Origin of the sequence: Coprococcus intestinalis (assembly GCF_023656595.1) — a bacterium.
GTDB lineage: Bacteria > Bacillota > Clostridia > Lachnospirales > Lachnospiraceae > Coprococcus_A > Coprococcus_A intestinihominis.
Window position 1 is genome coordinate 79,373 of the sequence record NZ_JAMOKJ010000008.1, and the last position, 18,760, is coordinate 98,132.

19 protein-coding genes and 1 pseudogene are annotated in these 18,760 nt (G+C 43.1%); 8 read left to right on the top strand and 12 right to left on the bottom strand.

Annotation, left to right across the window (positions count from 1 at the left end; genetic code table 11):
* Positions 1-11: 11 nt before the first annotated feature.
* Complete coding sequence (locus NBH03_RS07645; protein ID WP_250798768.1) at positions 12-203, bottom strand: hypothetical protein; 192 nt, start codon at positions 201-203, stop codon at positions 12-14.
* A 179-nt stretch (positions 204-382) separates the two neighbouring features.
* Here NBH03_RS07645 and NBH03_RS07650 point away from each other — a divergent pair, with 179 nt between their 5' ends.
* The 3 genes from NBH03_RS07650 (at position 383) to NBH03_RS07660 (ending at position 3,884) form a co-directional block, all read left to right on the top strand.
* Positions 383-1,297, top strand: coding sequence for a LysR family transcriptional regulator (locus tag NBH03_RS07650; protein WP_250798772.1), 915 nt, complete (start codon positions 383-385; stop codon positions 1,295-1,297).
* A gap of 417 nt (positions 1,298-1,714) precedes the next feature.
* Entirely contained in the window at positions 1,715-2,752 is a 1,038-nt protein-coding gene (locus NBH03_RS07655) for an enoyl-CoA hydratase/isomerase family protein (RefSeq protein ID WP_117540427.1), read from the top strand.
* 94 nt (positions 2,753-2,846) lie between these two features.
* Entirely contained in the window at positions 2,847-3,884 is a 1,038-nt protein-coding gene (locus NBH03_RS07660) for an enoyl-CoA hydratase/isomerase family protein (RefSeq protein WP_117540431.1), read from the top strand.
* Between the two features lie 96 nt (positions 3,885-3,980).
* On the opposite strand, the gene NBH03_RS07665 is transcribed toward NBH03_RS07660, so the two are convergent.
* A complete protein-coding gene (locus NBH03_RS07665; protein WP_250798873.1) occupies positions 3,981-4,973 on the bottom strand; it encodes an MBL fold metallo-hydrolase in 993 nt (330 codons plus the stop codon).
* 168 nt (positions 4,974-5,141) lie between these two features.
* Entirely contained in the window at positions 5,142-6,416 is a 1,275-nt protein-coding gene (locus NBH03_RS07670; RefSeq protein WP_215690746.1) for an MFS transporter, read from the bottom strand.
* Positions 6,417-6,784: 368 nt separating this feature from the next.
* Between NBH03_RS07670 and NBH03_RS07675 the strand changes: the two genes are divergently transcribed.
* The 3 genes from NBH03_RS07675 to NBH03_RS07685 all read left to right on the top strand — a co-directional run bounded on the left by NBH03_RS07675 (position 6,785) and on the right by NBH03_RS07685 (position 9,726).
* A complete protein-coding gene (locus NBH03_RS07675; protein WP_178439077.1) occupies positions 6,785-7,762 on the top strand; it encodes a phosphotriesterase family protein in 978 nt (325 codons plus the stop codon).
* Positions 7,763-7,784: 22 nt separating this feature from the next.
* Complete coding sequence (locus tag NBH03_RS07680; protein WP_250798774.1) at positions 7,785-9,152, top strand: radical SAM protein; 1,368 nt, start codon at positions 7,785-7,787, stop codon at positions 9,150-9,152.
* A 61-nt stretch (positions 9,153-9,213) separates the two neighbouring features.
* Positions 9,214-9,726: a DUF1097 domain-containing protein gene (locus NBH03_RS07685; RefSeq protein WP_250798777.1), complete on the top strand. Its 513-nt coding sequence runs from the start codon at positions 9,214-9,216 to the stop codon at positions 9,724-9,726.
* A 156-nt stretch (positions 9,727-9,882) separates the two neighbouring features.
* On the opposite strand, the gene NBH03_RS07690 is transcribed toward NBH03_RS07685, so the two are convergent.
* The 6 genes from NBH03_RS07690 to rpsF all read right to left on the bottom strand — a co-directional run bounded on the left by NBH03_RS07690 (position 9,883) and on the right by rpsF (position 14,532).
* On the bottom strand, positions 9,883-10,671 hold the full coding sequence (locus NBH03_RS07690; protein WP_250798783.1) for an SDR family NAD(P)-dependent oxidoreductase: 789 nt from the start codon (positions 10,669-10,671) through the stop codon (positions 9,883-9,885).
* 241 nt (positions 10,672-10,912) lie between these two features.
* The gene (locus NBH03_RS07695; protein WP_015513842.1) at positions 10,913-11,866 is read right to left on the bottom strand and encodes a 3-hydroxyacyl-CoA dehydrogenase family protein; all 954 of its coding nucleotides are present in this window, start codon (positions 11,864-11,866) and stop codon (positions 10,913-10,915) included.
* Between the two features lie 106 nt (positions 11,867-11,972).
* Positions 11,973-13,139: a thiolase family protein gene (locus NBH03_RS07700; RefSeq protein ID WP_250798786.1), complete on the bottom strand. Its 1,167-nt coding sequence runs from the start codon at positions 13,137-13,139 to the stop codon at positions 11,973-11,975.
* Positions 13,140-13,424: 285 nt separating this feature from the next.
* Positions 13,425-13,688: a 30S ribosomal protein S18 gene (gene rpsR, locus NBH03_RS07705; RefSeq protein ID WP_015513840.1), complete on the bottom strand. Its 264-nt coding sequence runs from the start codon at positions 13,686-13,688 to the stop codon at positions 13,425-13,427.
* 64 nt (positions 13,689-13,752) lie between these two features.
* Positions 13,753-14,223: a single-stranded DNA-binding protein gene (locus tag NBH03_RS07710; protein ID WP_215690743.1), complete on the bottom strand. Its 471-nt coding sequence runs from the start codon at positions 14,221-14,223 to the stop codon at positions 13,753-13,755.
* 21 nt (positions 14,224-14,244) lie between these two features.
* Positions 14,245-14,532 (bottom strand): 30S ribosomal protein S6, encoded by a 288-nt coding sequence (gene rpsF, locus NBH03_RS07715; RefSeq protein ID WP_015513838.1) that lies wholly within the window; start codon positions 14,530-14,532, stop codon positions 14,245-14,247.
* A 313-nt stretch (positions 14,533-14,845) separates the two neighbouring features.
* Here rpsF and NBH03_RS07720 point away from each other — a divergent pair, with 313 nt between their 5' ends.
* On the top strand, positions 14,846-15,391 hold the full coding sequence (locus NBH03_RS07720; RefSeq protein WP_503586970.1) for a Uma2 family endonuclease: 546 nt from the start codon (positions 14,846-14,848) through the stop codon (positions 15,389-15,391).
* Between the two features lie 126 nt (positions 15,392-15,517).
* Here the strand turns inward: NBH03_RS07720 and NBH03_RS07725 are convergent, their stop codons facing one another.
* Entirely contained in the window at positions 15,518-15,733 is a 216-nt protein-coding gene (locus NBH03_RS07725) for a hypothetical protein (protein WP_250798790.1), read from the bottom strand.
* Between the two features lie 777 nt (positions 15,734-16,510).
* Here NBH03_RS07725 and NBH03_RS07730 point away from each other — a divergent pair.
* Positions 16,511-16,912 (top strand): annotated as a pseudogene (locus NBH03_RS07730) (transposase); the annotation flags it as partial.
* A 151-nt stretch (positions 16,913-17,063) separates the two neighbouring features.
* On the opposite strand, the gene NBH03_RS07735 reads toward NBH03_RS07730, so the two are convergent.
* Complete coding sequence (locus tag NBH03_RS07735; protein WP_227082619.1) at positions 17,064-17,576, bottom strand: hypothetical protein; 513 nt, start codon at positions 17,574-17,576, stop codon at positions 17,064-17,066.
* A 35-nt stretch (positions 17,577-17,611) separates the two neighbouring features.
* On the bottom strand, positions 17,612-18,727 hold the full coding sequence (locus NBH03_RS07740) for an ABC transporter substrate-binding protein (protein WP_227082621.1): 1,116 nt from the start codon (positions 18,725-18,727) through the stop codon (positions 17,612-17,614).
* Positions 18,728-18,760: the final 33 nt, after the last annotated feature.

The window sequence follows — 18,760 nt, forward strand, 5'->3', positions numbered from 1 at the left end:
AAAATTGAATTTTAGTAAGTACCGTATTTGTAAACACGGTCCGGTACATCATTCATATCATCTTTATCGATGAATACAACCATACGCACCTTGCTGCCATCACCCATATACCAGCGGGATGGAAATGCACAGATGACACATCTCTTACCTAAAACTTTATCTTCCTCCTGTATTGACTTGCAATTATTATTATAGTTTCTCACACCGCATTTGCAATGCATTTTATCTATATTTCGACAAAATGTTGATATCTTTTTCGAATTATGATATGGTTTAGTTATGAATTTTACATCAACATTCTGACGTTTGCTTAATTATATCAGCATTTTTGCTGATAGATTTATGGTAAAGGCATCACTTTTTGAAAGGAGCACTTTTGTTTATGGATATTAATCGACTTAACGAATTCATCACACTGGCCACGCTGCTGAACTACAGCAAAGCTGCCAACCAGCTTTATCTGACACAGCCTGCTCTCAGCCGTCATATTCATGATCTGGAACAAACACTGGGAACTCAGCTTTTCATTCGTGACACCCACAACGTGCATCTCACATCCGTCGGCGAAATCTTTCTCAAAGAAGCTCAGGAAATCATCCAGCGTTACAATCATGCCCTTGATCTGATCAAAGAAGTTTCTTCAACCTCCACCGGAGAACTGAAAATCGGTTTCCTTGGAACAGCTTCCCAGTCTTTCCTGTCGGATTTTGTCATGGGGTTCACCGCCAGCCATCCACAGATCAAGCTCTCTATGACCAGTGATGCCCTGGATATTCTTGTTAAACAGCTCAATGACGGTTTCACTGATCTTGCTTTCGTCACCCATGTAGATAAGAATTACCTCATCGGTCTTGAAAGTAAAACAATCATGAAGAGTCCGTTAATCGCAGTGATGCACCCAACGCATGCTCTGGCTAACCGTGACTCACTTTCTATCAAAGATCTGTCCGGGTTCCCAATGATCAATTTCTCACCTCAGGCGAATCCGATCACCAGTGACTTTAATAAACAGATTTTCAAGAAAGCCGGTGCCCAACTCAATATTGTACGAGAAGTCCCAAATATTGAAACCGCTGCTTTCTGCGTCAGCATCAACGAAGGGATCTTTATCATGCCCGAGTATCTGCGTTCTTCTATTGGCTCTCTCAGAACAATTCCTCTGTCAGACCCATTTGCCTATGTTACACTCAATCTTATCTGGAAAAAGAAAAATCCAAACATCTCCATTCCTGTGTTTGTTGACAGTTTCTCAACTTATATACAAAACAGAAATCCTAATCTGACACCTGATGATTAATCAGGGGGAGGGTTGGAGCAATTGCTTAGTGCAGTTGCTCCTTTTTTAATGTTTGTAACAATCAAGTAAACTAATATGTCGTATTCTGTATAGTATAACTTGCTTCAAGGTGAGTATAACAATTTTACCCTTCAAATGGAAATTCTATCTATAAAAAAGCGTTATGTAAAAAAAACATAACAATATTTCATGTTTTCACTGCTTTTTGGCATAGCATTTTTCACAATTTTCCCGTGCCAACTTTCATGCAGAAAGTGAAAGAACGATTATTCGTCTTTTGCATAAACCTGTTTGGAAACGACATTTCCCATCAAAGACGGACTATTGTATAATACACTTAAGCGAACAGCGAATAAAAAAACGCAAACATTAAATTAATTTTTAAAGAATGTATGTAAAACACAGGAGGTATTATTTATGTGCGACAATAAGCCAATGGCACCTTACGCCAAACTGCCGGAACTCGAAGAATACAAAGAATGGTTCAAAGACTTTGCTGACCTTTACCGTGAAGATGGTATCCTTCAGGTAACATGGAAGACAAACGATGGCCCTATGCACCACAGCGGTATGTCCCATCGTGCAATCGGTCAGTTAGTAAGAGTTCTTTCTCTTGACTTCAAGAACGAAATCATCATCTTCACTCATATCGGTGACAACTGGATGACAGAATCTGACCCTAACGGTTGGGAAACATATTCTGAACTTCCTACACAGCGTTTCCAGCATCAGTACTTTGATGATACAAACCTGATCAAGAACATGGTATTCGATCTTGATGTTCCTACAATCGGTGCTGTACCTGGTCCTGGTTTCCACTGGGATTCCGCTTTCTTAAGTGATGTGACTATCTGTACAGAAGATACTGTTATGGAAGTTCCACATGCCCAGGGCGGTCTGGTACCTGGTGATGCTATGGGTCTTATGTGCCAGCATTACTTTGGAACAAAACGTGGTAACTACTACATGATGACAACAAGACAGTTCACAGCTAAAGACATGCTTGATCATGGTATGGTAAGCGAAGTTGTTCCTAAGGGCAAAGCTGTTGAACGTGCTTGGGAAATCGCCCGTATGTGGAAACTCATGTCCTACGAAAACCGTACAATCATGTCCAACCTGGCTAAACGTCCTCTGAAGAAACTCCTTGTTGAGGATCTGAAGCTTCACACAGTCAGCGAACAGTATGGTTCTCTTCTTCGTATAGCTGCCGGTGATCTTGGTGACGAACATTCCGCACAGCAGGATGAAAAATACATCAGCCGTGTTAACGATTATCGTTACGCAACAACCGATATGCAGGAACCAATGACAGCTGAACATTGGGCTGGCATGGCTAACAGAGCAGCAGACTGGTTCAAGAAGGTTGAAGCAGGCGAAATCGAAAACCCATTCGATACAAGCAAGCCAGTAAAACCTTATCGTCCAGCTCCAGCTAAGAAATTAAATAAATAATAACAGCAATCGGTATTGATGACCGATTTCACCTCAAAGGCGGTCTTCCTTGACAGAAGATCGCCTTTTTATACAATTATCAGGAGGTATGATTATGTGTAACAATAAACCAATGGCACCTTACGCCAAACTGCCGGAACTCGAAGAATACAAAGAATGGTTCAAAGATTTTGCAGATCTGTACCGTGAAGATGGTATTCTTCAGGTAACATGGAAGACAAACGATGGCCCTATGCACCACAGCGGTATGTCCCATCGTGCCATCAGCCAGTTAGTAAGAGTTCTTTCTCTTGACTTCAAGAACGAAATCATCATCTTCACTCATATCGGCGACAGCTGGATGGTAGAATCTGATCCTAACGGTTGGGAAACATATTCTGAACTTCCTACACAGCGTTTCCAGCATCAGTACTTTGATGATACAAACCTGATCAAGAACATGGTATTCGATCTTGATGTTCCTACAATCGGTGCTGTACCTGGTCCTGGTTTCCACTGGGATTCCGCTTTCTTAAGTGATGTGACTATCTGTACAGAAGATACTGTTATGGAAGTTCCTCATGCTCAGGGAGGTCTTGTACCTGGTGATGCTATGGGTCTTATGTGCCAGCATTACTTCGGAACAAAACGTGGTAACTACTACATGATGACAACAAGACAGTTCACAGCTAAAGACATGCTTGATCATGGTATGGTCAGCGAAGTTGTTCCTAAGGGCAAAGCTGTTGAACGTGCATGGGAAATCGCTCGCATGTGGAAACTCATGTCCTACGAAAACCGTACAATCATGTCCAATCTGGCTAAACGTCCTCTGAAGAAACTCCTTGTTGAGGATCTGAAGCTTCACACAGTAAGTGAACAGTATGGTTCTCTTCTTCGTGTGGCTGCTGGCGATCTTGGTGACGAACATTCCGCACAGCAGGATGAAAAATACATCAGCCGTATTGCTGATTACCGTTACGCAACAACCGATATGCAGGAGCCAATGACAGCCGAACATTGGGCTGGTATGGCCGACAGAGCTGCTGAATGGTTTAAAAAAGTCGATGCTGGCGAAATCGAAAATCCATTCGATCCAAAGAAGCCAGTAAAACCATATCGTCCGGCTCCGGCCAAAAAACTGAATAAATAAAAAATAGAGTGCACTAGGTAATCTATGGCGCGCGTCCGCACGTCTCATCTTATCGAATGCACTCTTTCTACTTAACATAAGTGCTTTTCATCGCTGTTATTTTTGAATACTTTTCGCTTTTGAAAGTTCTTCGGGAAATTCTGCCGCCACGGTTCTGAGCATTGCTTTCGCATTCATATCAAAGGCTTCTCTCGGCCATGCGCCATCTGCCGCTTTCTTCCAGAAAACTTCTTCCATCTCAAGAATCTGCGCTTCCAGCGTCGGATAGGATGCCAGGATACGGATAATCTCATCTTTTGTTGCCGCAAGGCCTTTCTCCATATACTTCCAATAGCGTTCGTCCGGAATCACAAGTCCCCGGTGCGGCATATAAAGCTGCTTCGGATCTGCCTCTCTGGTACGGCGCAGACTGTCCACTGTCTTCTTATAGCTAATCAGGAATGCCGGTACATATCCCCCTTCAAAATCCCCTTCCAGACCGATCGTCTCAGATGAGATCATCACTTCATCATTAATCAGGAAGGATACCGAGCACTGTGTATGCCCAATCGTCTCGATCACTTCCACTACAAACTCACCCAACGCAATACGGTCGCCATCTTCAAGCGGCTTATCCGCATACAACAGCTCCCCTTTGTAATCGTCACTCTTCCATTCATGATGTGATTCTTCCGCTGCTGTCTTCGACATATGAAACATCATCTGCTGCACTTTCGTTTTCTCAAATATATGACAGGCATATTCCGCAGCGTACACTTTAATCTCCGGCCATTCCTGTCTAACATACGGAACTGCAGCCACATGATCATAATGGGAATGTGTCAGGAAAACGGCCCGCAACGGCTGCGTACCTAATATTTCTCTCACACGCTGTACAACGGTTTCACCATAGTAGGCCATCCCAGGGTCAAATAATATCGCTTCCTGCTCTCCCTGAACCAGAAAACAGGTTCCCTTAATATCTTCATCAATATAGTAAACTTTCACCTTTTTCTCCTTTTCATTATTTTCTAATCCTCTTTCAGGTTCGAATGTCTTTCGCCGATTATCCCGGCATTCACTGGTACTATTATAGCATCGCCGCACCACTTTCGCCAATTCATAATAGCCTCCTCATTATGTCAAATCCTCATAATCACCGGATTTACATATCACTTTGCCTTGAAGAAAAAAAGAAAAGCCGCAGAATCAAATTTCTTTAATTCTGCGGCTTTCTATACACGCATTGACTATACGACTATAGTCATTTTATTCAATTTACTGAATAGCTTTCTTTTCCTTTACAGCTACGATCAGGATACCACCGATAACAGCGATAACAGCAAATACCACGTAAGGTACTGTATAACCGCTTGTCATTGAACGCAGTACAGCAAGTACAAAGAATGAGCAGGATCTTACGATACCACAGATCATGTTCATGCAAGCATAAGATACGTTGAAGTCTTTACGACCGAATACCTGAGCTGCCAGGGATGGAAGGAAGTTACCGTTACCGCCGATAGCACCGCCGAGCATGAAAAGTCCAATGTACATGCAAGGTGTTGGAGGTGCGATCAGGAATGCGATACCGATAAAGTACCAGATACCGAACATCAGGCAGGCTTTCTGTGTACCAAGTTTCTGGTCAACAACACCCCATGCCCATGAACCGATCATACCGATAACAGCAGCGATTGTCAGCATAGACAGAGCGCCTGTTAATTCATAACCTCTTGCAGCCATAAAGTAGCTGACTAACTGAGACATAATACCTACAGTAGCAAGACCGAAGAAGCCGGCGCCAAGACCGAAGATCCAAACATATTTATTCTTAAGAGCACCAGCATAGGAAACCTTTTCCATTTCCTTTACGCCTTCTTCTTCTGCCTTGATGATTGCAGCAATTTCAGGGTCATTATCCGGATAGCAGCCAGCTTCTTCAGGTGTCGCTTTTACAAAGATACCAAGTAAGATAGCCAGAAGAATAACAACACCACCAAGGATGGATAAAGCACCGGAAATCTGGAACTGGCCTGAAAGACCTGACAGAATCCAGTTAATTAATGCAGATGCAAGGTTCATACCAATTGTTGTGATACCCATAACGATACCTTTTTTTGTTGGGAACCAGTTAGCGCAGATTGCGAAACCACAGTTGCAAGCAAAAGCATTGATGAATGTAACGATACATACAAGTGATACTGCGTACATTGCGATGTTTACGGAGTTACCGTAAGCGATCATACTGATACCGGCAAGCACCATTGTAATGATAGTTGTCTTTTTAAGACCTGCCTTTTCAATAAATGCAGCCCATAATACACAAGCAAACAATGCGATAATGGATGCTGGTGTTGAAATAGATAACAGAACATCCGGGTTCCAACCATGATACTCTGCCATCATAGGTACGATTGTGTTCAGACCATCAACTGTAATACCTGTCATAAAGAACAGCATGACGATTTCAAAACCGATAACAGTCCAGCCTTTTGTACCAAAATTATAACTTACTTTGTTAAGATCGACGTTCTTTTTATTATCACTCATGATCTTAAATCCTCTCCTTCATGTTCATGCATAATCGTGCAAAAAATAACTTTGTTGCAAAATAGCGTTTAAAAATAAATTCTCCCTTGCGCGCTTTTTTGGAATCATTTAATCTTGAGATTATTTTAACAAACTATAGCAAATAATGGAAATTCACTTTATGTTTTGCTTTTATAACAAATGGTTATAACAAATTCTGCATTTTATTCGTTTTTTCGATAACCGTGCCAACTTTTTACAAAGCGTATAGGCCTATTCAAAATCCTTTTCATGATTTCGCTGTAAGCAGTTGGCGAGCGAACCTTTTTTAGATTATACTAATAACAGATGAATTTCAACGATATGATTTTTTCAAAGGAGGATTTACAATGAATTACGTTAATACAGTAACAGGTCCTGTGGCTGCTTCTGAACTTGGCCGTACACTGATGCATGAACATTTCTTATTCGGTTTCTGTGGTTTCCAGGGTGATGCCACACTCGGTGGTTTTAAAGAAGAAGAATACACAAGAGACTGTCTGAAAGCGGTTGATGATGCACGCGCATATGGTATCAATACAATTGTTGACGCAACCACCAACGAATGTGGTCGTAACGTACGTTTTCTGAAAAAGATTTCTGATATGACAGGCATGAACATCATCTGTTCTACCGGTTATTACTTCCAGGCTGAGAGTGCTTATGCTTACTGGAATTTCAGAAGAGGCTTCGCTAACATTGAAGAAGAAATCTACGAAATGATGGTTACTGAGCTTACAAAAGGAATCGAAGGCACAGATATCAAAGCCGGCGTCATCAAACTGGCCAGCAGCTTCAATGAAATCACACCTACAGAGGAAATCTTCTTCAAAGCCGCTGCACGTGCTCAGAAGGAAACAGGATGCGTTATCATTACCCACACACAGCTCGGTACAATGGGACCAGAACAGGCACAGCTCTTAATTGCTAACGGTGCTGATCCGTCCAAGATCGCCATCGGTCATATGTGCGGCAGCACGGATGTTGACTACCACGAGGCCGTTCTGAAGCAGGGTGTTTACGTCAACCTTGATCGTTTCGGTCTTGAAGGCGAACTTTTCCATACACCGACAGATGAACAGCGTATGGATCTGATTAAAACGCTTTCTGACAAAGGCTACGGCAACAAGATCCTTCTCGGCCACGACTCTGTCAATGTCAACCTCGGCCGTGGTCTGATCATGACACCATTTATGCAGGAAGCTATGAAATGGGCCAATATCACAGATATCGGTGCCAGAGTTCTTCCTGGTCTTGCAAAACGCGGCATGACAGAAGAACAGATCGATGCGCTTCTTGCAGCTAACCCAATGACTATCTTCGGCTAGCCTATTAATAAGGAAGGCAAGAATGAATACACACGCTTACACACCGATGCATATACAGAATCTGATTAACCGTACGGCTATGGAAGCGAATATTCTGCCCCTGACATCCAGATGTGATTCTGCATGTATTTTCTGCAGTCATCAGAACAATCCGCCCCAGGTACAGGTGCTCTCCGTCGGGGAACGCTCCCTGGCGGATATTCTGGATACCATGCAGTATCTGGATCCAGCAAGGACAATCACCATCGGTGAATCCGCAACAAACATTATCGAAGGCGAACCGACCTCTCACAAAGATTTTCTGAATGTTCTTCAGATTTTACGCCAACGTTTTCCACAAACACCTGTCAGCATCACAACGAACGGACATCAGCTGACAAGAGCGCTCATCGCCCAATTAAGCAGACTGATGCCTGTGTATATTAACCTTTCTATGAACAGTTCATCCGTCACCTGCCACAGACAGCTCATGCGGGATTCTGAAGAAAAAGCAAACTGTGCCATTGCCGCCATTGCTTTACTGGATGAATATCGTATTCCTTTTTCCTGCAGTATGGTCGGTATGCCTAACATCACCGGCACGGATGATATGCGTCAGACAATCCGGGATATCGCGCACTACGGTGCTGATTCTATTCAGATTTTCATGCCGGGATTTTCCTCCCATATAAAAAAGAATATTTTTCCGGATCCGGATCATATCTATGCCGAGCTCAAAGCGCTCGTTGATGAAGTTGCGCCTCAAACCGAGTGCCCGGTTCTTTTAGAGCCGTCTTATGTTCAGGATCTTCGCTGCATGATCAGCGGCGTTCGGAAAAACTCTCCCGCATGGCAGGCGGGACTTCGCAAAGGAGACGAAATTCTGACCGTCAACGGTGAAACACCTTACTCAAGAGTCGCCGCTTACGGCTATCTGAATGGTCCCGGCACACGCACAGTCACTTATCGCTCCAGTCAAACGGTGCTCGAAGCCACATGGCAGAATACGTCGGACGGCTCCTGTGGGATTGCCATGGAATATGATTTTGACCCGAACAGAGCCGATTATATGAAAAAAGCATTAAGTGACGCACCAGGCAAGGTTCTTTTACTTTGTTCAGAGTTTGCGTATCCGCTGATGCAAACTGTGCTGTCTGGGATGGCACTTCCAGAAGACGCATGGGATCTGATTTATGTACCGAACATTACCTTTGGCGGCACAATCCGCGCAGCCGGTCTGCTCTGCTACGATGACTATGTTCAAGCCGTCCGGGATTATTGTGATCATCATACACCCCCGGACGCTCTGGCTGTCCCGGGAGAAAGCTTTAACTATCTCGGCCTTGATCTGACCGGACATCATTATTCAGAAATCGGTAAGTCCTTTCATTTACCTGTCGCATTGATGTAATGCCGCTACTTTTCTGAATTGCTACACGATTATTTATAACGATTATTTACAGGAGATTTTTATGAGTCATAAAACTGTTATTTGCTTTGCTATCTGGACCAGCTTCTGGTCTGCACTTTTTAATCACTTTTACACTGTTTACTTTGGTTCATTCGGTGTTCCATGGATCATGTTTGTCTGCATGGCCATCTACTTCGGTATGGGCGGCACACCAAAACAGGTACCGGGTATGATTCTTTCCGCATTCTGTGGTCTGGCATGGGGACAGTTCGACTTCATCCTCATCAACTTCTTCGGCGGCACATGCCATATGTCTGCTGAAATGGCCAGCTTCATGGCCATCCTCGTTGGTACAGCCATCACCATGTACATTCATATCAAACTGCTTGGTGCAACACCGCTTGGCTTTATGCCGTTTATCTTTGCCGGTGTCTGCCTGACATTCTCACAGGGCGGCGGCAACGTGGCAGGACTTGCCTTCACATTATTTGTCGGTATCATCCTGGCGATGATCTGTGGTCTCGGACTGACCTACTGCTCAAAGAAATTTGATTCGGCCGAGAATACGAAATAGTTTTTCTAAATCAAACGTAAAAAATATCCATCCTTTCTCACTGCAAACGCACGTCTTACGCCGTGAAATGTTTGCCGCGAGAAAGGATGGATATTTTTTACTGTTTTTTGATGACTTGACATATATAGTCGATACCAATCGGATCACGTATTCTCTTTAGCCGCAGATAGCACCCATATCAGCAACAATCGCCTCACCATTAATCATACCGGACATATCCGATGCCAAAAACAGTACCAGGGCTGCCACTTCATCTACAGTTCCGAGCCTTCTCTGAGGAATCGTTTTCAGTACATGATCTCTGAATTTTTCATTTTCAAATTCAGCTTTATTAATCTCCGTCACCACATAGCCCGGGCAAACAGCGTTTGTCTGGATACCGTAACGACTCCATTCAAGGGCCATGGTCTTCGTCAGATTGATCACACCGGCCTTGGAGGCACCGTAGAGTGAAAGTGCGCTTGTGCCTTTTAAGCCGCCAACAGAAGCAATATTGATGATCTTTCCGCCCTTTTCGGATGCCTTCATCACAGCTGCCGCTGCCTTGGAAGCAAACAAAACACTTCTGAGATTCGTCTCCATAACCATGTCGTAATCTTCCACGTCCAGATCAAGAATCTTTTTCGTAATCGCGACACCGGCACAATTAATCAGAATATCCACGCCACCAAAAGTCTCCGCTGCACCTGCAATCAGGGCATCGATCTCATCAATATTTCTTACATCGGTACGAATACCCTTACCATGACCGCCCGCAGAAGTAATCGCCTCTGCAACAGCAGTACATTCATCCTCATGTCTTCCGGCCACAACCACATTGGCGCCGCACTGACCAAAAGCCAGCGCAATTGCTTTACCGATACCCTTTGTACCGCCGGTAACAACCGCCGTCTTGCCAGCCATATCGTAGGATGCCATCTTCACAGGCCCATTCATATTTACCATTTCAATACCTCCTATTCCTTCAATAGTCCACCAATTAATATCTGCTTATAAAAGCAGCTCCAACTATCAACTGTTTCAAAAAATCACTCACATTAACAACAAACTAATCGCAAAAAGGGAGCTGCTGTGACAAATTTATCCTGTCTGACAGCAGTTCCCTTTTGATAGGCAACAGATAATTTCAAAACTCATTTTTCTGGATAAACGTAAAAAATTATTTTGAAATTATCTGTACCGTTTTTTAGAATTTATGATGCAGTTTAAGGATATCGATTAGCATCTTATCTCTGTACTGAGCGATTTCTGCATTTGTATGGCCCACTTCATCTGGAAGATTTTTCATAATCTCATCCATTTCCTTCTGAGCCTTTGTACCGTAATCGGCAGGAATTGTATCCCATGCAGCGATATCTGCGCAGAGGTTAAAGCCACCTGCCAGCATATCCATCATACCTTTAAGACCATCTTTGTTGCCTAACTGCATGATCATGTTATGGCCAAAGATTGCCCATCTGATAGCAGGGCCAAATGTCAGAGCCTTATCAGCTTCTTCTACTGTACAAACGCCTCTTTCAACAAGGTCAACCATTTCACGGAATACAGCAAGCTGCAGTCTGTTGCAGATGTAACCTGGGCAGTCTTTCTTCAGAACGATTGCCTCTTTGCCAAGAGATTCATAGAATTCTTTTGCAAGTTCAACATTTGCTTCGTCTGTCTTTTCTGTCTTCGTGATTTCTACGAGTGGGATAAGGTGTGGTGGGTTGTAAGGATGACCGCCAACACATCTTTCAGGATGTACAGCATGTTCTGTAATCTGTCCAAGAGGAAGACCTGATGCAGATGTAGCTACGATTGCATCAACCGGCGCATACTTTTCGATTTCAGCAAGCATGCTGTGTTTGATTGGAAGTCTTTCAGGACCGGATTCCTGAATAAACTGAGCATCCTTTACAGCTTCTTCCATGCTTGTTGTAAACTGGATTCTTGCAAGAACCGCATCCTTGTCTTCAATTGCACCGTTTTCAGCAAGGAATTCAAGGTTGCTTACGATTGTCTTCTTATCGTTTGCAAGACAATCATCATTAATATCATAAAGTTTTACGTTCAGGCCCTTCATTGCGAAGAGAACAGCCCAGCTACCGCCGATTACACCGCCGCCGATACCGGCAACATTCTTAATATCTGCTACTTTCATTATTCACACCTCTGTAAAAAAGTTCATTTAAAAGTTTCTTTATTAAGCCGCCCAAAGCTGGCATCATAAAATGTCAGCTCTGAACGATTCTACATTTACTTTTATCTTACAGTAATTCAAATACTGCTGCTGCGCCCATACCGCCGCCGATACACATTGTAACAAGAGCTGTTGTCTTCTTGTTATCCTGAAGGTAATCAAGTGCTTTACATGTAAGGAATGCACCTGTAGCGCCCATTGGATGACCAAGAGCCATAGCGCCACCGTAAGGGTTAACCTTTTCTGGGTTCATCTTAAGGACTTTGATACATGGAATAGCCTGAGCAGCGAAAGCTTCGTTCAGTTCGATGACATCCATATCATCAATTGTCTTGCCGGCACGTTTCAGAGCCTTTGGTACAGCATAGATCGGTCCAAGACCCATCATTGTTGCGTCACAGCCTGCAACGCCGAAGGATACCATCTTTGCAATTGGTTTGATACCAAGTTCTTTTGCTTTGTCAGCAGCCATTAATACAACGAATGCTGCAGCATCAGATGTCTGTGAAGAAGTAGCAGCTGTAACTGTACCGCCTTCTTCAGCCGGGATGAAGCAAGGTTTAAGACCTGCAAGTATTTCCATTGTTGTTGTTGGACGGATACCTTCGTCTTCTGTAACAACTTTTTCGTTGCCATCCTTGTCAACAACCGTTACAGGGATGATAGATGGAGCAAGTTTGCCTTCCTTCTGAGCTTTTGCAGCTTTCATGTTGGATTCGTAAGCCATACGGTCCATTTCTTCTCTTGTTACGCCGTAGTTCTTAACGATGTTTTCAGCTGTCATACCCATGCTCATGTAAGCACCTGGTGCATGCTCATTTAACCATGCATCCTGAAATTCTACAGGATATGGTGCGTATGTATCTGTCATACTTTCAACACCACCGGCTACGATAACATCACCCTGACCGCAAGCGATTGCATTGGCACCTGTTGCGATAGCCTGAAGACCTGAAGAACAGAAACGGTTAATTGTATGACCTGCTACGCATTCCGGCAGTTCTGCTCTTGCGCAAACACTCTTAGCAATATTCATAGATGTTGTACCGTGCTGTACTGCACAACCCATGATAACATCTTCGATTTCAGAACGATCTAACTGAGGCACTTTGTCCAGTACACCCTTTAAAACCTGTGCGGAATATTCGATTGGGTGAGTACCTGCGAAAGAACCTTTTCTTGATTTACAAACTGCTGAACGACCATATGCAACAATAACAACTTCTCTGCTCATTTTGCAAAACCTCCTAATAATCTTTATGAAATCATTCGTGATATCTGTTGAAACGATATCTTGCTTTCCGTATTTCTTTTCATAGTTAGCATACCACATTTCTTTTTGACACTGAAATAACCCTTTTCGGCACGTTTATACAAAAACTGAATAACCATAAATATGGTAGAAACGGGCTTTTGGCACGCAGTGTCTTTTTTAGATCAGACAGCGATTTCGCCGTAATTTCCACCTAATCGAAAAAAGGCACCCGATTCATTACTGAACCGGATGCCCGAATTTCAATTAGTCTGTGATATATGGCATTAAAGCGATATGTCTAGCTCTCTTGATAGCTGTTGTAAGCTTTCTCTGATGTTTAGCACAGTTGCCTGTGATTCTTCTAGGAAGAATTTTACCTCTTTCAGAGATATATCTCTTTAACTTGTTTGTATCTTTGTAATCAATAACTGCATTCTTATCTACACAGTATACACATACTTTTTTTCTTCTACGCATAGGTCTTCTCTTCATCTGAGTGCCTCTGCCTTCTTCTTTATTGTATGGCATATCAAAACCTCCTTCTCAAATTCAATTCTTTCTGTTATTCATTCATAACAGATCATGTCCTATTTTAGCTGAATGGCAATTCCTCATCAATGCCATCCGGAATGTTCATAAAACCATCCGATGGTGCCTGACTTGGTACAGGTCTGCCGGACTGCTGATAACCACCGCCATAATTATTATTGGCTGCAAAATCACTGCTGTTGCGATCACTTGCTGCTTTGCTCTCGGCAAATTCCTGTTCTTCAACAATAATATCTGTTGTATAGACTCTCACACCGTCTTTGTTGGTGTAACTGCCTGTCTGGATTCTGCCTGTGATCACAATGCGAATGCCCTTATGAAAATACTTCTCTGCGAACTCAGCCTGACGGCCAAAAGCAACGCAGTTGATAAAATCGGCATCCGGCTCACCGTCACGCTTAAATGTACGGTTCACTGCCAGTGAGTAACGGGCAACTGCTGTTGAGCGCTCACCCTGTGAATATCTGATCTCCGGATCTCTGGTTAATCTTCCCATCAAAATAACTTTATTCATTTAGACTTACCCCTTTTCTAATTAAGCGTCCTGTCTAATGCATAAGTATCTGATTACATTCTCCATAATACGGACACGCTGTTCAACTTCGTTTGGACAGTTTGAATCGGATTCGAAAGTGATGAAGTAGTAGAAACCTTCTTTCATCTTCTGAATTTCGTAAGCAAGTCTCTTCTTGCCCCATTCGTCAACGTTAGTAACAACGCCACCAAAACGAGCGATAACTTCCTTGATCTTCTCGATGCTTGCTGCTCTTTCTTCATCTTCGATCTTTGTAGTAAGAACTACTGCTAATTCGTATTTGTTCATGCTAGTGCACCTCCTTCTGGACTTCACGGCCCTCCCATTGCGGAGAGCAAGGAATTAATTTATAACATATCACAATTCACTAGTCTATCATATAAATTCAAGCATTGCAAGTATTTTTTATCCTAGTTCTTTTAAAAATTTGTCCTCAAAAACTTTTATTCAGCAATTGACACATAATGACAAATTTTTTAATTCGATTCTGATATACTCGTTGCATAAAACAATCAAAACAGATTATAATATAAGGAGGAAGTATATGTCAAAAACCAACTTAACACCAGCAAACGCCTATACATATGGAGGGAATCTTGCTATGTCATTACCAAGTAACACGACTTACACCGCAGATGATTATTGGAATCTTCCAGATGGAGAACGAGCCGAATTAATCAATGGTCAACTTTATGCACTGGCTTCACCAAGCAGAATGCATCAAAAACTCATCATTGAGCTTACTTTTTATTTTCAACAATATATTAAATCCAACAACGGTGACTGCGAAATTTATGCAGCTCCTTTTGCTGTCAATTTAAACGCCAACGACCAAACTTTTGTAGAACCAGATATTTCTGTCATCTGTGATCCTGACAAGCTTAGTGACAGGGGCTGTGAAGGCGCACCAGATCTTGTGATTGAAGTTGTATCGCCAAGCAGCCGTCGAATGGACTATATCAGGAAAATGGCACTTTATGCCGATGCCGGTGTCCGGGAATACTGGATCGTTGATCCTGCTACCGAACAGACGACACTCTACCGATTTGAAGAAACAGATGCACCTGCCATTATTCCCTTTAATCAGGACATCCCGGTTGGCATCTATGAAAATCTGCAAATCAATATCGCAGACTTACTCCAATAAACAGCATTCAAGCTTTTAACAGTCTGGTGGTATCAGAATCCCGGCAAACGTTTGGCGATGAGCCTGTTTGCCGGGATTCTGATTACCACAGACTAAAAGCCTGGGACTTTGATCTATCTCACGATTTTAACTTCTTCTCCATCTCGCTCCAACCTGCGGATATTCTTTTCCACCAGCTTGCATTTTACCTTCAACAAGGGGCATAACCTTCTCTTCTTTTGTTGAAAGCATTATTCCTTTTGTAAAAATTTCTGTTCTTTGATTCCAATTATCCAAAGGGAATGCCCATAAAGATTCCGTTGATACTTGTCCACCACTTCGCTTAATGTTAATCTCATTCATCTGACCACTTTCTAAATTTAAATATCCTTTAAGAAGCTTCTTACTTACTATACGATTCACAACAGCCAAAAGTCACAACAATTTATAAAAAAACAACCAATTGTCATCCGGCCTAATATATGTTACATTGTAAATGTTTGGTTCGTTTTTTACATAACAAATGCAAATATATTACGTATCGACCTTGAAATCATTAATTTTATGTCAGGTGCTTCTGTCACGGCCGGCATTTGGATGCTGTATTTTGGCATCCTATGTGCCGCTGCCAGTGATAGACAACGGGAGTGTTAAAATTTTCGTAACTGTTCAGAACCAATGTCATTAAGTTAAGCTTTAGGTACAAGACCCCAGCAACAGTCTAACCTGTTTTTTATATACTACTTGGCAAAAAATCCTGGAGCCTTTTCGAAACATCCGGAGAAAGATTTTTCCAGAAATTTAATTCCAATTATGCTTTTTCTCTTTATCGCGGAAGATATCAGTTGCTTGCCTGTGACGGTTCATCCTTTACTTTTACAAGAAACCAGAAAGATATTGACTCTTATTATGATCCGGATGGCAGATCCATCCGGGGATATAACCAGATCCATGCATTCAACGTATTTGCTCATGCCATAGAAAGAAAATCTTATTTTTTAATCCGGGCAAAAGATGTAAATGTTCACCGGCTTCTTGGCAGGGACTTTCTTTCGGAAGATTCCTTTGATCTTCAGGTAGAGCGGATACTTACACGCTCCCAGTCAAAAAAGAAGTGGTGTCACCCGGAGCTGGAAGACCGATACCTTTTCAATCGAAGAAATAAAAATGCTTTACGGACTCCGCTGGGGAATCGAAACTTCTTTTCGCGAATTAAAACATGTCCTTGGTGCGAAAAACTTTCATGCAAAGGAACGTGAGTATATCGAAATGGAAATATGGGCACGCCTGATCCTGTATAATTTTTGCTCAATTATTACAGCTCATGTAGTTATTGAACAAAAGGACAAGGAGCGAAAACATGCTTATCAGGTGAATTATACGATTGCCTACCAGGCATGCCATTATTTTCTTGGTTTGCATGATGGGCAAGAAGCACCAAATATAGAAGGCCTGATCAGGCAGAATATACTACCTGTCAGGCCTAATCGGAACTATGCGCGCCAGCATAGATACCGTGTCCCAGTCAGCTTCACTTCTTAACTTAATGACATTGCCCGTGTACAGTAACATTTTTGCAGGTTATCCACAAGAGTTCTCACATTGCCCTGCTTTTTCCCCTGTTCTCTCCCCCATAGAACAAGTCAAGGCCGACTGCAGCGTGAATTATCCACCTGCAATCAGCCTTAACTAACTATAAGATCACTGCATCATAAACCTCTTCCGGTTTTGCTTCCAGAAGTCTTTTTGCCATATCCCGCTTCATCTGTGCCAGGATCACCTCTTCTTCCTCGGTGCGGTTTGGTTTTCTTGCCATCTCAATAAAATCCTGACGTACAAAGCCCGGGCGAATGGTGACAACCACCGTCTTTCCTCTGTAGCTGAACCGGAAATAATATCTTCCATGGGGGCTTTCCAGAATGCCTGCTGCCTCCGGCAGATCTTTGTCCACATGGATCCGTCCGTCAGTAACGCAGCGGGTCACCATCTCGAAAGCATCACGTCCTCCAGGACCCGGAAATGCGGTGACGAGCTCGATCTCCCTGCGCTCCAGAAGTTTTCCGTCATCAAGCTGCGGAAACGCTCTCTGCATGACCTGAAACGCATGTGCTACACCGCCCGGATATCCTACTCCGTGATACTTTAACAGGTCCTCGAAGCTGAATTCAAGTTTCTGTCCCTTTTCAAGCACTGTAATCTTTTCCATTTTTATTTCTCCTTTTTCTTAAGATTCCTCATGTATTATTTCTGTCTGTTGTCCAGAATTTCAGAGACCTGTTCATCTGTCAACTCATACTGATAAACAAGCTCAAAGAATTCCTTCACTTCCTCTTTCATGTCCATATTAGCGAAAATATCCGGGTACTGGATCTTTGCAGCCCACTTGACCATGAGCGGTGTCTCCACACCTGCCGGATCCCAACGGTAAGCGCCGATCGGGATTTTATAGACCTGATGATTCTTCACTGCATTGATAACGGACCAGTCTCTTCCTTCCTGTTTATTCTCAAGAAGATCAGACGGCATCAGATCTGAATGGTTTCCAATATAGATAATATCCGGATTCCATAAAAGCATCTGCTCCATATCAACCTCTGCCATTTTTCCCGTCAGATCTTCCGCCGGATTTTTAGCTCCGCTCGAAATCATCCAGTGGTCATACTGTTTTACGGACACATTCATATCACTGTAAAGCTCAACGACTGTCGGTTTGTCCTCTTCTGACACATCGGCAAGGCATGAGGTGACCTCCTCGATTCCCTCGTCAATATACTGCACCAGCTGCTCTCCGCGCTCTTCTTTCTGGCAAACAGCTGCAATGATCTGAAGATTTTCTTTTACACTGTCCAGTTCCGCGCTTCGAAGTGCCACAACTTTAAGTCCCGCGTTTTCCATCTTCTCGATTTCCTTGTCTTTCGTCGAATAGATGAATATAACATCCGGGCGCAGTTTCAGGAGTTCCTCAACATTTACTGTGGAATCCTTTGTGCACCAGTCTGTCTCTGCATTTTCCAGCTGCGGGTACATGTCCTTCAGCACGCTTTCATTGTACGCTGTGATGGAAGATGGGTTGCAGCCGACGATATTGTCCGTTGCGCCCTCGATCGCATAGTAGATGGACGGGAACGGCTTGCCGACTGTGGCAACACGTTCCGGGACCGCATCAAATTCGATTTTCTTTCCGCGCACGTCTGTGACTGTATAGCTTCCGCTCTCCGTCTCAGCTGCCGCTTCTGTCTGCGTCTCAGGAACTGTTGTCGCAGCCGCTTCTGTACTCTGACTGGCATTGTTTCCGCTGCAGGCAGTCAGCACAAATGCAGCAGCTCCCGCTAAAACGAAGCCCATCATTTTTCTCATGTCTTTATTCCTCCGTTTGTTTTCTAAATTTAT

Excerpts from the sequence above, each read along its gene's own strand:
- NBH03_RS07650 (WP_250798772.1), top strand. The coding sequence starts at position 383 with ATGGATATTAATCGACTTAACGAATTCATCACACTGGCCACGCTGCTG.
- NBH03_RS07655 (WP_117540427.1), top strand. The coding sequence starts at position 1,715 with ATGTGCGACAATAAGCCAATGGCACCTTACGCCAAACTGCCGGAACTC.
- NBH03_RS07660 (WP_117540431.1), top strand. The coding sequence starts at position 2,847 with ATGTGTAACAATAAACCAATGGCACCTTACGCCAAACTGCCGGAACTC.
- NBH03_RS07670 (WP_215690746.1), bottom strand. The coding sequence starts at position 6,416 with ATGAGTGATAATAAAAAGAACGTCGATCTTAACAAAGTAAGTTATAAT.
- NBH03_RS07675 (WP_178439077.1), top strand. The coding sequence starts at position 6,785 with ATGAATTACGTTAATACAGTAACAGGTCCTGTGGCTGCTTCTGAACTT.
- NBH03_RS07680 (WP_250798774.1), top strand. The coding sequence starts at position 7,785 with ATGAATACACACGCTTACACACCGATGCATATACAGAATCTGATTAAC.
- NBH03_RS07685 (WP_250798777.1), top strand. The coding sequence starts at position 9,214 with ATGAGTCATAAAACTGTTATTTGCTTTGCTATCTGGACCAGCTTCTGG.
- NBH03_RS07690 (WP_250798783.1), bottom strand. The coding sequence starts at position 10,671 with ATGGTAAATATGAATGGGCCTGTGAAGATGGCATCCTACGATATGGCT.
- NBH03_RS07695 (WP_015513842.1), bottom strand. The coding sequence starts at position 11,866 with ATGAAAGTAGCAGATATTAAGAATGTTGCCGGTATCGGCGGCGGTGTA.
- NBH03_RS07700 (WP_250798786.1), bottom strand. The coding sequence starts at position 13,139 with ATGAGCAGAGAAGTTGTTATTGTTGCATATGGTCGTTCAGCAGTTTGT.
- rpsR (WP_015513840.1), bottom strand. The coding sequence starts at position 13,688 with ATGCCATACAATAAAGAAGAAGGCAGAGGCACTCAGATGAAGAGAAGA.
- NBH03_RS07710 (WP_215690743.1), bottom strand. The coding sequence starts at position 14,223 with ATGAATAAAGTTATTTTGATGGGAAGATTAACCAGAGATCCGGAGATC.
- rpsF (WP_015513838.1), bottom strand. The coding sequence starts at position 14,532 with ATGAACAAATACGAATTAGCAGTAGTTCTTACTACAAAGATCGAAGAT.
- NBH03_RS07720 (WP_503586970.1), top strand. The coding sequence starts at position 14,846 with ATGTCATTACCAAGTAACACGACTTACACCGCAGATGATTATTGGAAT.
- NBH03_RS07725 (WP_250798790.1), bottom strand. The coding sequence starts at position 15,733 with ATGAATGAGATTAACATTAAGCGAAGTGGTGGACAAGTATCAACGGAA.
- NBH03_RS07735 (WP_227082619.1), bottom strand. The coding sequence starts at position 17,576 with ATGGAAAAGATTACAGTGCTTGAAAAGGGACAGAAACTTGAATTCAGC.
- NBH03_RS07740 (WP_227082621.1), bottom strand. The coding sequence starts at position 18,727 with ATGAGAAAAATGATGGGCTTCGTTTTAGCGGGAGCTGCTGCATTTGTG.